Genomic DNA, 13,246 nt, shown 5'->3' with positions numbered 1-13,246 from the left:
GGACAGCCCCAGACTTGGCGACCGACGAGGCCGGTCCGCTGGGGCCGCCGCGGAGGTCTGAACTGGTCCGACTGTCGGACCCGTTGCCGCTGCTCGGATGAAGAGGGAAGCCCCAGACTTGGCGGCCGACGAGGCCGGTCCACTGGGGGCCGCCGCGGAGGTCTGAACTGGTCCGACAGTCGGACCAGTTCGTGCGGTGGGCTCCGGATGGGCCGCCCCCGTGGGGCTCTCAGTTTCTCAGCCCCGGGGATGGACCTCGGGTCCGCAGGCTCAGGAGGAGCCCGTCTCGGGGTTCGAGGACGAGGGCGCGGGCGGACGGCCCACATAGCTCACCTGGGGTGCGCCACCCCGGGAGGGACGCCCTGCGCCGCGCTCCGGGCCCTGCCGGGGAATCCGGGGCCCGTTGTTGGGCAGGTTGCCTCGCGCCTCGCGGGGATTCGCTCCAGGGCCCCGGCCGTTCTGGCGCGGCTCGTCGCCCTGCGGCGGTCGGCCGTTCATGCGCGGCTCGTCGCTCTGCTGGGGAGGGACGTCCTGGATGGAGCCGTTGTTGCGCGGAGGCCGGCCGTTCATCCGGGGGCCGCCATTGCGCTGCTGACCGTTCGCGCGGGACTCCCCGGACAGTTGCGCCGTGCCGTTCATCCCGGCCCCGTCCTGCGCGTGCCGCGCCGGGGCTTCGGCCGTCCAGTCGCCACCGTCCTGCCGGGGCTGGCCGTTCGTGCGCGACTGCGCCCCCGAGCCGTCCTGGCGGGGTCCGCCGCTCTGCTGCGGCCGGCCATTCGCGCGCCACTCGCCACGCGGCGGTCGGCCGTTCTGCCTGGGCTCCCCGTTCTGCCGAGGGCCCTGAGCGTTCGCCGCCGGTTCACCGTGAGGCTGACCGTTCATGCGCGACTCGCCACCATACGGCTGCCCGTTCTGGCGAGACTGACCGTTCTGCCGAGGGCCCTGAGCGTTCGCCGCCGGCTCACCGTGAGGCTGACCGTTCATGCGCGACTCGCCGCCATACGGCTGACCGTTCTGGCGTGACTGACCGTTCTGCCGCTGCGGGGCCTGACCGTTCTCGCCGTGCGCCTGAGCGTTCATTCGGCCGTTCTGGCGCTGTGGGGCCTGACCGTTCAGACCGGTCTCACCGCCTGGGGGCTGGCCGTTCATGCGCGGCTGGCCGTTCTGGCGCTGCGGGGCCTGCCCGTTCTCGCCGTGAGCCTGGCCGTTCTGCCTCTGCTGGCCGTTCTGCCGCTGCTGCGTCTGGCCGTTTTCACCGCGAGGGGCCTGGCCGTTCATACGCGGCTGACCGCTCTCACCGTGCGGCTGGCCATTCATGCGCGGCTGACCGTTCTCACCGTGCGGCTGGCCATTCATGCGCGGCTGATTGTTCTCGCCGTGCTGCTGGCCATTCATGCGCGGCTGACCGTTCTCACCGTGCGGCTGGCCGTTCATGCGCGGCTCGCCGTTGGGTGAACGCGGCGGACGCCCATCGCGGCGCGGTTCATTGCGCGGGTTGCCGTTGCGCGGGCCGCCCTGCTGCGGCCGGCCGTTCGCTCGCGCATCCGCCTGCGCCGCCGGAGGATTCGCCCCTTGCGCCGGAGCGCCGTTGCGCGGTGCCCCCTGTTGCGGCGCTCCGTTGCGCGGGGCTCCCTGCTGTGGACGACCGGGGTTGCCGTTGGGGCGGTTGTTGGTGCCCGCCCCCTGCGGCGGCCGTGCCCCCGCGTTCTGCTGCGGTCCCGCGTTGCCGGGCCGGGGCGCGCTGCCAGTGCGCGGCGGCGGCTTCCCGCCGAACCCACCCCGCCTGCGCCCATCCCGCGGGCTGGACGTGACGACCGGCCGCCCGCGCTCTCCGCCACCCTGGCGCAGCACCAGCGCCTCCAGCGCGCGCAGCTCCGCCTCCTCCTCGCTGAGCCCTTCCTCCACCGCTGCCACGGGCGCCGGTGCCGGACGGAACTCGTTGCGCCGGGGCTGCTCCTCCAGCGGATAGCGCTCCTGCCGGAAGCCCTGGCGGCCGGGGCTCCCCTGCTTGCGAGGCGCCTCGCGGAACGTGCCCGACGGCATGAAGTCCGGCGTCAGGTCGCGCCGCACGTACGCGTTCCAGATTTCACCCGTGTCGCCCGCACGGCTCGCCAGCCGGGCCGAAAAGCCCGCCAGGAACTCCCGCACGTTGTCCAGGTCGCGGCGGAAGTAGAACTCCGCCTGGCTGTTGCGCGCCGCCGCCACCGTCTGCGGAAAGTCGATGATGGTCGGCCCGGACCCGCTCATCAGGATGTTGTAGGGCGACAGGTCCCCGTGAATGAGGTCCGCGCACAAGGTGCGAATCACCTGGGAGCGCAGGTCCAGGTAGAGGGCCTCGGCCTCCTCGGGCGTCTGGGGCGGGGCCTCCACGAGCCGGGGCGCGGGCTGGCCTTCCGCGTCCAGCACCAGCTCCATCAGGAGGATGCCCTCGTAGAACATCACCGGCGTGGGCACGCGCACCCCTTGCGCGTGCAGCTTGTAGAGCGAGTCCGCTTCCGCGTTCTTCCACGCCTCTTCCGCGGCGGCCTGCCCGAAGCGGCTGCCCTTCTCCATGGCGCGGCGCGTGCGCGAGTTGCGCACCTCGCGGCCTTCCTTGTAGCCGGAGTTGTTGCGGAAGTTGCGCTCGTGGCGCTCCTTGTACAGCTTCGCTGCGACGACCTGGCCGGCGTGCTGGACCAGCCACACCTCCGCCTCCTTCCCCGTCTTCAGCTGGCCGATGACGGCGTCGATGATGCCGTCGGCGAGGAGGGTCTCGAGGGAGTCATTCATTCTTAGGCAAAAGGCCGGAACGGCACGGGGCGAGGAGCTTCAGTCGCTGCGCACATCGGCGGCCCCTGCTCGCCATGATGCACGTTGGAGATGAGAACACCGGGCAGCCCCTGGTTTCCATCGCCGTCACGCTGAACGTCGTCCAGAGGGACCACGGACCGCTTGCTAGCAGCTTGGGAAGCAGGGGGCCAGGGGTGCCCCCGTCCCTGTATCCTGTTCGCCGTCCATCCCTGCCCGGGGACCGGATTGACGTTCACCAGCGTCCAACCGGTTTTCCACCAGGAGCGTTGCGTCCATGAAGGTCCTGCTCGCGTGGGGTGTCCTGTTGGCTTCGCTGTGCGCCCACGCCGAGGACCGGGTCGCGGAGGCCCGGAAGCGACAGACGGCCGGCCTGGTCCAGCTCTACAAGGACGCGGGGCTGTCCTGGCCCCCGGAGGAGCTCTACCTCCGGGCCTTCAAGGCCGAGCGCGAGCTGGAGGTCTGGGCGGGGCGCAAGGGGCAGCCGCTGGTGAAGGTGCGGACCTTCCCCATCTGCGCGGCCTCCGGCGAGCTCGGGCCCAAGCGGGCCTTTGGCGACCTCCAGGTCCCGGAGGGCTTCTACACGGTGGACCTCTTCAACCCGAAGAGCGCGTACCACCTGTCCATGCGGGTGAGCTACCCGAACGCGCTGGACCGCAAGCTGGGCGCCGCCAACCCCGGGGGAGACATCTACATCCACGGCGACTGCGTGAGCATCGGCTGCCTGGCCATCGAGGACGGCCCCATCGAGGCGCTCTACGTGATGGTGTCCGAGGCCCGCGCGCGCATGGGCCGCGACGTGCCGGTGCACGTCTTCCCGCGCAGGCTGGACGCGGCGGGGCTCGCGGCGCTGGAGGCCCTCTCCGGCGTCCCCGATGCACGCAAGGCCTTCTGGCGCGGCCTGGAGCCGGGCTACCGCCTCTTCGAGCAGACCCGGCGTCCTCCTCGGGTGAAGGTGGATGCCGCCGCGTCCGCCTACGTGGTGACGCCGGCTCCCCAGGCCCGGGCGCGCTGAGGAGCTGGTAGAACGCGGACGTCGCGGGTTGGTGCCGCTGGGGCCGGCCAGCGGGGGAGAGCACGCACATGAAATCGACTGTCTCGCCGCAGGAGTCCGGAGTCCCTGGGGGCGCACGCTCGCCCGTGTCCCTCACGACCACGGAGCTGGCCGCGGCCCTTCGTGAGCGGCACGTCAGCGCGGTGGAGGTGCTGGACGCCTTCCTCGCCCGTGCCCGGCAGCTCAACCCCGCGCTCAACGCGGTGGTGACGTGGGACGAGGCCCAGGCCCGGAAGCGGGCCGAAGAGGCGGACGCGGCGCTCTCCCGGGGCGAGCTGTGGGGCCCCCTGCACGGCGTGCCCTTCACGGTGAAGGACGCGTTCAGCACCCAGGGGCTGCGCACGACGTCCGCCCATCCGGCCTTCGCGGAGTACGTGCCCGCTCGGGACGCGACCGCGGTGGCCCGGCTCAAGGCCGCGGGGGCCATCCTCTTCGGCAAGACGAACCTGCCGCCGTTCGCCGGGGACTTCCAGACGCACGGGCCGCTCTGGGGCCGGACGAACAACCCGCATGACCTGGGGCGCACGTCGGGCGGCTCCAGCGGCGGCGCGGCGGCGGCGGTCGCGGCGGGGCTCACCCCGTTCGAGGTGGGCAGCGACATCGGCGGCTCCATCCGGCAGCCGGCGCACTACTGCGGCGTCGTGGGCATCAAGCCCACGGAGCACCGCGTCTCCACCTTCGGCCACATCCCGGACGCGCCGGACGGGCCGCGCCACGTGCGCCACATGGCGTGCGCGGGGCCGCTGGCGCGCTCGGTGGCGGACGTGCGGCTCATCCTGTCGCTCATCGAGGGCGCGGATCCGCTCGCCCCGGAGGTGCCGCCCGTCGCGCCGGTGGGGGCCGCGAAGCCCCGGGCCCTGAAGGGCCTGCGGCTGGCGTGGGCGGACACGCTGGGGCCCTTCCAGGCGGACCGCGAGACGCGGGAGGTGCTCCAGCGCTTCACCGCCGCCGCGCGCGCGGAGGGCGCCGTGGTGGAGCAGGCGGTGCCCGCGGGGCAGGACTTCGCGGACCTGGTGGAGGTGTGGGGGCTGATGGAGGGCGGCGAGGTGGGCGCGCCCCTGCCCCCGCCCGTGCGCGACGGCTACCAGCAGCAGTTCCTCCCCCTGGAGCGAGACCTCCTGGCGAAGGCCATCGTCCAGGGCACCCGCATGGACATGACGGGTTACGGCGCGGCGCTGACCCGGCGGGACGGGCACATCGCGCGGCTGGAGGACTTCCTGTCCGGCTGGGACGCGTGGCTCGTGCCGGTGGCGATGACGGCCGCGCCGGTGCACACGCCGTTCGGCGCGCCGGTGGAGGTGGACGGGGGGCCTCGCGAGTACCTGGAGGCCTTCGGCGGGTTCACCTGCCTGTTCAACGCGACGGGGAGTCCTGTCGTCGTGTTCCCGATGGGGCGCACGTCGAAGGGGTTGCCGGTGGGCGTGCAGCTCGTGGGGCGGCGGTGGGCGGACGGGGCGCTGCTCGACGTGGCGGAGGCGCTCCTGCCCCTGGGCGGCGGCGTGCGGTGGCCCCCGGCGTTCACGCCCTGAGTCAGTAGACGCGCAGCAGGCGCGAGCGGCATTCGAAGTGCGGGTTGCGCACGTCGATGACGTAGACCTCGCCGGTCGTCTCATCGAAGTTGCCCGCGAGCAGGCCGGCGGCGGCCAGGGCGGCGAGGTAGACGTTGTCGCTGCCCTTCTTCATGTCGTTGAGCTTGCGCACGTAGACGACGCGGCCCTCCACGGCCCACACGCTGCGGATGCCATCGGTGTGCACGCCCATGGCGTCCGAGGGAGGGGCGGGGAACTTCCCCAGCGCGGGCGGGATGGCCTGGAGCACGTAGTCGTCGTAGGCGCGGTTGCCGCTGCGACTGATGAGCTTCACCTCGCGCAGCGTGCCGTCCGCGCCCTGGAGCAGCTCCAGCGTGACGACGAGCTTCAGGGTACTGACGCCGTGGGCGAAGTCCTGGAGCTCCTCGCCCGCCTGGGTGAGGCCGCGCAGCCGGTTGTAGCCGGGCTCGTTGCTGGCTCGCCGTGCGATGAGCTCGCCCGGCTTGGGGGCCTTGCGGGGCCCCGGAACGTCCCCGGGGGATCCGGTGGCACCGAACTGCCGGGCCTTGTCCGCGTAGGAGTACAGCAACTGCTTGGGGAAGCTGGGCATGTCGAAGAGGGGCGGGGCGTCCATCTGCTTCTCCAACTGCGCGCGCAGCTGGCTGAAGTAGGGATGGATGCGGCCGGTGTCCACGCGGTCGCGCGCGCGGCGTTCGTCGACGATGCCCTGCACGCGCTCCGACACGCGTGCGTGTTCTTCAGCGGCGAGTGATTCGGCGGACAGGCTCGGGTCGCCGGGGCGCAGCGTGCGGCCTCCGCCGCGCGAGTTCTCCGGCGTCGTGATGATCACCCCGGAGTTCGAGCCGGGTGAGGGAAGCAGGTTCGGCGGGAGGGTGCTCGGAGGCTGGGCGAGAGGTGCATCCGCCGTGGGCCGGTCCCCATCCGGAACAGGCCCATGGGTTGAGATGCCGGTGCGCGGGAGGTCTTCCTCGGGAGGGCGCGGGGCCTCGGTGGGAGGCGGCGTGTCCTCCGAGGGCTCGCGCGTCGCGGTCGCTGGCGGTGTCCCGGCCGGTGCGTCCTTCGCCGGCGCGCGCGGCTCCGACGAGGGCGGTGTTTTCGCCGGGGGCTCCCGCGTCGCCACGGCCGGAGGCGTTGGGGCCGGTGCGTCCTTCGCCGGCGGGCGCGGCTTCGAGGGCGGCGGCGGAGTGCTGTCGCTCTTCGGCGGCGATGCGGGCGGCGGTGTCCCGGACGTGACAGGTGGCGAGGTGACGATCTCCACCTCGACCGTCTTCGCGCGCATCCGGGCCGTGCGTCCGGTGGATGACGGCGCGGGCTCCACGGTCCACAACAGCCCGAACAGCAGGACGTGCAGCACCAAGGAGATCAGCCCGGCCCATCCGAGTCGTCGCAGGCGCCGCATGCTCGGACGCTTCCAGAAAGCCCCCTCTGGCTCAACCCACATCAGGGCCCAAGTTCGCGAACCGACGTACCCCCCGCCGGGCAGGCAACCCTTCAACGGCTGGAACGTCCCCAGGGTGACTCGACGCAGGCCGTGAGTCCTGCTGTGCTGCCGCCCTTCCGCGTGCCTCCCATGCCCCTCGCCTGTCTGGACGAACCCACGTTCATGGATCTCCTGCTCGGGACGCTGCCGCCCGACAGGGCCGCGCTCGTCGACGAGCACCTGGACACGTGTCCCTCTTGCCGGCGCATGGTGTCCGAGGCGCTGAAGGTGCAACCGCCGGCCACCTCCCCCGAGCCTGCTCCGGAGGAGGAGGTCCTCGACAGCCAGCTGGCGACGCTGGCCGTGGACCCGTGGCGCGGGAAGAAGCCGCGCCTGCGCCTGCCCACGCCGCCGCTCGCGCGCGGCACGGCGGTGGGCCGCTACCTCATCCTGGAGATGCTGGGCGTGGGCGGGATGAGCGTCGTGTACGCCGCCTATGATCCGGAGCTGGACCGCCGCGTCGCGCTCAAGCTCCTCCAGGTGGAGGCGCTGGGGCTGGGCGCGGAGGCCGGCCGCACGCAGGTGCTGCGCGAGGCGCAGGCCATGGCCCGCGTCTCCCACCCGCACGTCGTCTCCGTCTTCGACGTGGGCACCTTCGGCCGGCAGGTCTTCCTGGCCATGGAGCTGGTGGACGCGCACACGCTGCGCAAGTGGGAGCACGACGGTCCGCACCCGTGGCGCCAGGTGGTGGAGGTCTTCATCGCCGTGGCCCGGGGGCTCGCCGCGGCGCACGCGGTGGGCGTCGTGCACGGCGACGTGAAGCCGGAGAACATCCTCGTCGGCCAGGACGGCCGCGTGCGCGTCACCGACTTCGGCCTGTCGCGCTTCATGGCCAGCCCCCTGGCCCCGCCGGTGACGCCCGGAGGACTCCCGCGTCCGCGCGCCATGGAGGGCGGCACGCCCGCGTACATGGCCCCGGAGCAGTTCCCGCCCGAGGAGCGCACCGACGCGCGCAGCGACCAGTTCGGCTTCTGCGTCGCGCTCTACGAGGGCCTCTACGGCGAGCGTCCCTTCGCGGGCTCGACGGTGGAGGAGCTGTCCCAGGCGGTGCACGCGGGCCGCGTGAAGAGCGTGCCCCGGCACTCCGGCGTGCCGCAGTGGCTGCGCAAGGTGGTGTTGAAGGGCCTGTCGGTGAAGCCCGAGGACCGCCACGCGTCCATGGAGGCGCTCATCGCCGCGCTGGAGTCCGACCCCGCGGCGCGCAGGACGCGGCGGCTGCGCGTGGCCGGCGCGTCGCTGCTGCTCCTGTCCGCGGTGGGCCTCACGCACGTCCTCCACGGCCGGGACCCCACGGGCTGCGAGGGCGCCGCGCGCGCCATGGACGGCGTGTGGGACGCGCCCCGGCAGCAGGCGGTGGAGGCGGCCTTCGTGGGCACCCAGCGCCGCTTCGCGCACGACGCTTTCCGCCACGTGCGCCGGGGCCTGGACGCGTACACCGCCGCGTGGGTGACGACGCGCACGGCGGCGTGCGAGGCCACCCGCGTGCGGCACGAGCAGAGCGAGGCGGTGATGGCGCTGCGCATGCGCTGCCTGGACGCGCGGCTCGCGGACGTGGCCGCGCTCACGCAGCTGTTCACCCAGGCGGATCCGGACCTCGTGGAGCGCGCGCCCCGCGCGGTGGAGGGGCTGGCGCCGCTGGCGGGCTGCTCGGACGTGGAGGCGCTGACGTCGCGGGGCCACTCCTCGCCGGATGACGCCGCCGCGAGGGACCGCACCGTCTCGCTGCTCCAGGCGCTCGTGGACGCCAGGGCCCTGCGCGCCGCCGGCCGCTATTCGCAGGGCGTGGCGCGCGTGGAGCCCGTGGCCCAGGCCGCGCGCGCCGCGGGGGACTGGTCCGGCGCCGCGGACGCGCTGCTGCTGCTCGCGGAGCTGAAGGACGGGGCAGGGGACTACCGGGGCGCGGAGGCCACGGTGCTCCAGGCCGCGTGGAGCGCGGAGGCCGGCCGCAACGACGACGCCGCCGCCCGGGCGTGGACGCTGGCGGTGCGCGTGACGGGCGAACGGCTGGACCACTACGCGCAAGGGCAGCAGGCCGCGGAGCGCGCCAGCGCCGCGGTGGAGCGGCTGGGCGGCAGCAGGGAGCTGGCCGGCGCGCTCGCGATGAACCTGGGCCGGCTGCTGTCGCGCCAGGGCCGCTACCCGGAGGCCCACGAGCAGCTCACCCGCGCGCTGTCCTTCCTGGAGAAGCGCTTCGGCCCGGAGGCCCTGGAGGTCGCGGACGTGCGCGTGGAGCTGGGCACCGTGCGCCGCTCGCAGGGACGCGCGGAGGAGGCCCTGGGCCTGTACGAGCGCGCCCTGGGCACCGTGCGCGGCGCGCTGGGGCCCGAGCACCCGGACGTGGCGCGCATCCGGCTGGAGCAGGCCAGCGTGCGCTGGCAGCAGGGCGACTTCGTGCAGTCGGAGCGGCTGGCCCGGGGCGCGCTGGCGCTGCTGGAGCGCTCGCTGGGACCGGACCACCCGCAGGTGGCGGACGCGCTCAACAGCCTGGCGCTGGCGCTTCAGTACCAGGGCAAGCGCGAGGAGGCGCTGCCCCTCTACGAGCGCGCGCTGCGCATCGCGGAGACGACGGAGGGGCGCGACAGCTCCACCGTGGCCATCATCGTCAACAACATCGGCACGCTGCTGGTGCACCTGGGCCGGCTGGAGGAGGCCACCCAGCGCTTCGCCACGGCGCTCGAGCAGGTGGAGAAGAGCCTGGGCCCGGACCACCCCACGCTGGCGCTGGTGCTCCGGGGCATGGGGCAGACGCTCAGCTACCGCAACCAGCCGGACCAGGCGCTGCCGTACTTCCAGCGCGCCGCCGCGCTCCAGACGTCCCTGCCGGACGACGTGAACGGCGGCTGGACGGGAGCCCTGGTGGACCTGGGGCGCACGTACATGGTGCTGGGCCGTCCGCGCGAGGCGCTGGCCCCGCTGGAGAAGGCCGTCGCGGGCTGGGAGCGCGCCCGGCCCCGTCCGGCGGAGCGCCCCGCCGCGCGCTACATGCTGGGCCGCGCGCTGTGGGACGCGAAGCAGGACCCGGCCCGCGCCGTGCGGCTCGTCGCCGAGGCCCGCCTGGAGGCCGCCGCGCTGCCCGACGAGGAGTCCTCCGTGCCGGAGCTCCGCCAGGCCATGGACCGGTGGATCGCCAGGCTGCCCCCTTCCGCGCGCAGGGACCTCAAGGCCGCCATGGCCACGCCGAAGCCCGCGGACCCCTCCCGGGACGCGCTCACCCGGTGAGTCTTCTCCCCGGCGACGCGAAGGCCCGCCAGCCGCCTCCCTCCCCGACGGGAGGCACCACGGCCAGCGGGCGGGCGCGAGGGGCCCACGTTATACGGAGGGTGGAATGACGCTCCTCACGGACTCCCCTGTCGCCGCCCTCCCGCCCGAAGCGGGCGTGGACGCCCTGGCCTCGCTGCTGCGCGGACGCCGCGTCGTGGTGCTCACGGGCGCCGGATGCAGCACCGAGTCCGGCATCCCCGACTACCGGGGCCCGGAGACGCGCCACAAGGTGCGCAACCCCATCCAGCACCGCGAGTTCCTGCACAAGCCGGAGGTGCGCCAGCGCTACTGGGCGCGCAGCCTGCTGGGCTGGCCGCGCTTCACCTCCGCCCGTCCCAACGACGCCCACCTCGCGCTGGCCGCGCTGGAGAAGGCGGGCGTGGTGCCCGGCCTCATCACCCAGAACGTGGACGGCCTGCACCACGCGGCGGGCAGTGAGCGCGTGCTGGAGCTGCACGGCGCGCTGTCGCGGGTGCGCTGTCTGGCGTGCGGCGCGCAGGAGCCCCGCGCGTCGCTCCAGGCGCGGATGCTGGGCCTCAACCCGGACTTCGCGCACGCCGTCGTGGAGCTGCGTCCGGACGGAGACGCGGAGCTGCCGCCGGAGGCGATGGAGGGCTTCCACGTCCCCGCGTGCACGCGCTGCGGCGGGACGCTGAAGCCGGACGTGGTGTTCTTCGGCGACAACGTCGCCGCGCCGCTGGTGCAGGACGCGTTCGCGCTGGTGGAGGAGGGGGACGCGCTCCTGGTGGTGGGCTCGTCGCTGACGGTCTACTCCGGCTACCGCTTCGTCACCCGCGCCGCGGAGCGGCACATGCCCATTGGCATCCTCAACATCGGGGAGAGCCGGGGCGACGCCCTGGCGGATGTGCGCGTGGAGGCGAGGGCGGGCGACGTCCTGCCCCGGCTCGCCCAGGCATTGACGCGCGCCTGACGCTCCCCCTCCCACACCGGGCGTGCGGCCGGGCCCCGGAGCCCTGGGCGACGGTACCGAATGGGCACGCCCGGGGCGGGGCCAGGTGTGCCATCATCCCCGGCTTCGCGAGGCACGCGCGCCAGGCCGTGCCCGGGACGGAGACACAGGGCTGATGGACACCGGACGCCCGCTGGGCGGCAGGTACGCGCTGGAGCGCAGGATTGGCGGCGGTGGCATGGGCGCCATCTGGCGGGCCGTCGATCTGCAACTCCAGCGGCACGTGGCCCTCAAGCTCATCGCCTCGGACGTCGTCGCGCGCACGCCGGAGGCGCACCGCCACTTCGAACAGGAAGCGCAGGCCGTGGCCCGGCTGCGCCACCCGCACGTGGTGCAGGTGCACGACTCCGGCGTGGACGGCGGCGTGCCGTACATCGTCATGGAGTTGCTGGAGGGCGAGGACCTGGAGACGCGCCTCACCCAGCAGGGGCGCCTGTCCCCGGCCCGCGTGGCCGCGCTCGTCACGCCGGTGGCCCGGGCCCTGGCGGCGGCGCACGCGGCGGGGCTCGTCCACCGCGACCTGAAGCCCGCCAACCTCTTCCTCGCCCACGTGGACGGCGAGGAGGTGGTGAAGGTGCTCGACTTCGGGCTCGCGCGCTCGCTGCTGCCCACGGGGGCGCCCGCGCAGGCCGAAGGGCTCACCGGCACGCTGCGCTACATGAGCCCGGAGCAGCTGCGCGCGGATCCGGACCTGGACGCCCGCGCGGACCTCTGGTCGCTCGCGGTGGTGCTCTACCGCGCCCTCACCGGCCAGTTCCCCTACGGCGCCGAGTCCGTGGGCGCCCTCCTGCGCGGCGCCTTCCACCCGCCCGCGGTGGCCGTCTCGCAGCTGGTGCCGGAGCTGGGCGCGGGCGGTGACGCCTTCTTCCAGCGCGCCCTGCACCCGAAGCTGGAGCAGCGCTTCACCTCCGCGCGCGAGCTGGCCGCCGCCTTCGTCGCGCTGGTGGAGGCGGGCCGCGCCGCGCAGGCCGCCACGGTGCTGGTGGTGGACGACGAGCCGGACGTGGAGGTGCTCATGCGCCAGCGCTTCCGCCGGCACGTGCGCGACGGCGTCTACCGCTTCGTCTTCGCCCGCGACGGCGAGGAGGCGCTGGAGGCGCTGCGCCAGCACCCGGACACGCACGCGGTGCTGTGCGACCTGAACATGCCGCGCATGGACGGGCTCACCTTCCTGTCGCGCGTGGGGGAGGTGGATCCGCTGGTGAAGGTGGTCATCGTCTCCGCGTACGGCGACATGCCCAACCTGCGCACGGCGATGAACCGGGGCGCGTTCGACTTCCTCGTGAAGCCGGTGGACCTGGACGACCTGGAGTCCACGCTGGCCAAGACGGTGCGCCACGTGGCGGAGCTGCGCCGCGCGGTGCGCTCCACGGAGGAGAACGCGCTGCTGCGCATGTTCGTGCACGGCGGCATCGTGGACCGGGTGCTGCCGCTGGTGCGCGGCCCCGGCGCGCTCGCGGGCGAGCAGGTGGACGCCACGGTGGCCTTCCTGGACGTCGCGGACTTCACCGCCGTCACCCGCCAGCACCCGCCGGAGTCCGCGCTGCGCCGGCTCAACGCCAACTTCGAGGTCATCCTCCCGGAGCTGGAGTCGCGCGGCGGCGTGGTGGACAAGTTCCTGGGCGACGCGGTGATGGCCGTCTTCCAGGGCGAAGGCCACGTGGCGCGCGCGCTGGACGCGTGCCTCGCGGTGAAGCAGCGGCTGCAGGGCCTGGCGTGGAGCGGCGGCGACGCGTCCCCGTACGCCCACGGCGTCTGCATGGGCGTGGACACCGGGCCGGTCGTTTCCGGCAACGTGGGCGCCGCCGGGCGCGGGCGCCTGGACCACACGGTGCTGGGCGACGTGGTGAACACCGCGGCCCGGCTCGCCACCGTGGCCGCGCGCGACCAGGTGCTGGTGAGCGAGACGCTGGCCGCCCGGCTCGCGGGCGCCTTCGACTGCCGCGCCGCCGGAGAGCGGTACCTGTCAGGGCCCGGAGGACAGCCGCTGCGCGTGCACGAGGTGGTGGCCCGCCAGGGCAGCCAGTCCGCGTCCTCCGCGGACGCCACCTCCGAACAGGTGGCCCCCGCCGTCCTGGAGGCGCCCGGGCCCGCGCCCCGGCCCGGGGCCTTCACGGCCAAGGGGCCCACCTGAGCCCCGTCCT

General features: G+C 74.0%; 7 protein-coding genes. 5 read left to right on the top strand and 2 right to left on the bottom strand.

Going from position 1 to position 13,246, the window contains the following annotated elements; all coding sequences use genetic code 11:
• Positions 1-270: 270 nt before the first annotated feature.
• The gene (locus AABA78_RS03790) at positions 271-2,769 is read right to left on the bottom strand and encodes an RIO1 family regulatory kinase/ATPase domain-containing protein (protein ID WP_338261662.1); all 2,499 of its coding nucleotides are present in this window, start codon (positions 2,767-2,769) and stop codon (positions 271-273) included.
• Between the two features lie 295 nt (positions 2,770-3,064).
• Here AABA78_RS03790 and AABA78_RS03785 point away from each other — a divergent pair, with 295 nt between their 5' ends.
• Positions 3,065-3,802 (top strand): L,D-transpeptidase family protein, encoded by a 738-nt coding sequence (locus AABA78_RS03785; RefSeq protein ID WP_338261661.1) that lies wholly within the window; start codon positions 3,065-3,067, stop codon positions 3,800-3,802.
• Positions 3,803-3,870: 68 nt separating this feature from the next.
• Positions 3,871-5,370, top strand: a complete 1,500-nt coding sequence (locus AABA78_RS03780) for an amidase (RefSeq protein WP_338261660.1) — start codon at positions 3,871-3,873, stop codon at positions 5,368-5,370.
• A gap of 1 nt (position 5,371) precedes the next feature.
• Here AABA78_RS03780 and AABA78_RS03775 read toward each other — a convergent pair whose 3' ends face one another.
• Positions 5,372-6,790: a TonB C-terminal domain-containing protein gene (locus AABA78_RS03775; RefSeq protein ID WP_338261659.1), complete on the bottom strand. Its 1,419-nt coding sequence runs from the start codon at positions 6,788-6,790 to the stop codon at positions 5,372-5,374.
• A gap of 132 nt (positions 6,791-6,922) precedes the next feature.
• Between AABA78_RS03775 and AABA78_RS03770 the strand changes: the two genes are divergently transcribed.
• The 3 genes from AABA78_RS03770 to AABA78_RS03760 all read left to right on the top strand — a co-directional run bounded on the left by AABA78_RS03770 (position 6,923) and on the right by AABA78_RS03760 (position 13,236).
• Positions 6,923-10,090: a tetratricopeptide repeat protein gene (locus AABA78_RS03770; protein ID WP_338261658.1), complete on the top strand. Its 3,168-nt coding sequence runs from the start codon at positions 6,923-6,925 to the stop codon at positions 10,088-10,090.
• Between the two features lie 106 nt (positions 10,091-10,196).
• Positions 10,197-11,063 (top strand): NAD-dependent protein deacetylase, encoded by an 867-nt coding sequence (locus tag AABA78_RS03765; RefSeq protein WP_338261657.1) that lies wholly within the window; start codon positions 10,197-10,199, stop codon positions 11,061-11,063.
• Positions 11,064-11,217: 154 nt separating this feature from the next.
• Positions 11,218-13,236, top strand: a complete 2,019-nt coding sequence (locus AABA78_RS03760; protein ID WP_338261656.1) for a protein kinase domain-containing protein — start codon at positions 11,218-11,220, stop codon at positions 13,234-13,236.
• The last annotated feature ends 10 nt before the right edge of the window (positions 13,237-13,246 follow it).

The organism is Corallococcus caeni (assembly GCF_036245865.1).
Classification (GTDB): domain Bacteria; phylum Myxococcota; class Myxococcia; order Myxococcales; family Myxococcaceae; genus Corallococcus; species Corallococcus caeni.
Note: the sequence above shows the minus strand (reverse complement) of the source record. Positions and strands in the feature narration are given on the sequence as shown.

Bases quoted from the DNA above. Each gene is read 5' to 3' on its own strand.
- AABA78_RS03785 (WP_338261661.1), top strand. From the start codon at position 3,065: ATGAAGGTCCTGCTCGCGTGGGGTGTCCTGTTGGCTTCGCTGTGCGCC.
- AABA78_RS03765 (WP_338261657.1), top strand. From the start codon at position 10,197: ATGACGCTCCTCACGGACTCCCCTGTCGCCGCCCTCCCGCCCGAAGCG.
- AABA78_RS03760 (WP_338261656.1), top strand. From the start codon at position 11,218: ATGGACACCGGACGCCCGCTGGGCGGCAGGTACGCGCTGGAGCGCAGG.
- AABA78_RS03780 (WP_338261660.1), top strand. From the start codon at position 3,871: ATGAAATCGACTGTCTCGCCGCAGGAGTCCGGAGTCCCTGGGGGCGCA.
- AABA78_RS03790 (WP_338261662.1), bottom strand. From the start codon at position 2,769: ATGAATGACTCCCTCGAGACCCTCCTCGCCGACGGCATCATCGACGCC.
- AABA78_RS03775 (WP_338261659.1), bottom strand. From the start codon at position 6,790: ATGCGGCGCCTGCGACGACTCGGATGGGCCGGGCTGATCTCCTTGGTG.